This is a genomic window from Aquidulcibacter paucihalophilus (genome assembly GCF_002105465.1).
Taxonomy (GTDB): Bacteria; Pseudomonadota; Alphaproteobacteria; order Caulobacterales; family Aquidulcibacteraceae; genus Aquidulcibacter; species Aquidulcibacter paucihalophilus.
In genome coordinates this window covers 1-772 of the sequence record NZ_NCSQ01000061.1, presented here as the reverse complement: position 1 = coordinate 772, position 772 = coordinate 1, and the positions used below count along the sequence as shown (strand labels likewise).

Here is a 772-nt window from a genome sequence, read left to right as displayed (position 1 = left end):
GAAAAGTCGGCGATGTTTATTTATGGCGAGGTTCGCACCCAAGGTGAGATGCCGATTCCGCCTGGTTTGACGGTTCGTACGGCGGTGGCCCAAGCGGGTGGATTTGGCGAATTGGCCGATACGCAGACGGTGTTTGTGAAGCGGGCGGGCAGTGAGCAAGAGATTGCAGTGCCGTTTGATTCGGGTGCTTTGGTGCAGTCGGGTGATACGCTGCGGGTGGATAAGTCGTCGTTTTTCATCATGGGGGAAGTGGCCAAGACGGGTGAGTTGCCGATGCGTCCTGGTTTGTCTGTGACCAATGCGGCTATTTTGGCGGGGGGATTTACGACCCGTGCCGATACTCGGACGGTATTCATCCGCCGTGCAGGGGAAACAAAGGAGNCAATGATTTGGTCGTGCAAAAAGGTGACACTATTCGGATTCCCGAGAGGTTCTTCTAAAGCGCGTTTTGATCCGAAGGATCAAAGTTGCGCGCTCATTCTAAATTAGAGCAACTGCTTTTCCGCTCTATGTGATAAACAAAGAGTGGGGGTTCTTCTAAGTAAGACTGGACTCGTAAATGTTATTCCTTGATAATAACTGAGTATTTGCCTGAAAGCAGGTCAAAGGTTTGAGAAGAATAGTCGGTTTGACGAAAGAGGCTTTTGAGGGGTCCATGGAGTGGATCTTGCAGGGGCGTAAGAGGGTCGAGAAGACAGGCGTCAAGACAAGGTCGGGAAAGACTAGCTTGGGCTTGTGTGTGGTCGGGTAAGGAAAAAGAGAATGATCAAGA

Annotated in this window: 1 protein-coding gene; it reads left to right on the top strand. The window is 51.0% G+C overall.

From position 1 onward, the window contains the following. Window positions 1–12: 12 nt before the first annotated feature. Window positions 13–489 carry an SLBB domain-containing protein gene (locus B7364_RS05125; RefSeq protein ID WP_085338863.1) on the top strand — a complete coding sequence of 159 codons (477 nt, stop codon included), beginning with the start codon at window positions 13–15 and terminating at the stop codon, window positions 487–489. Window positions 490–772: the final 283 nt, after the last annotated feature.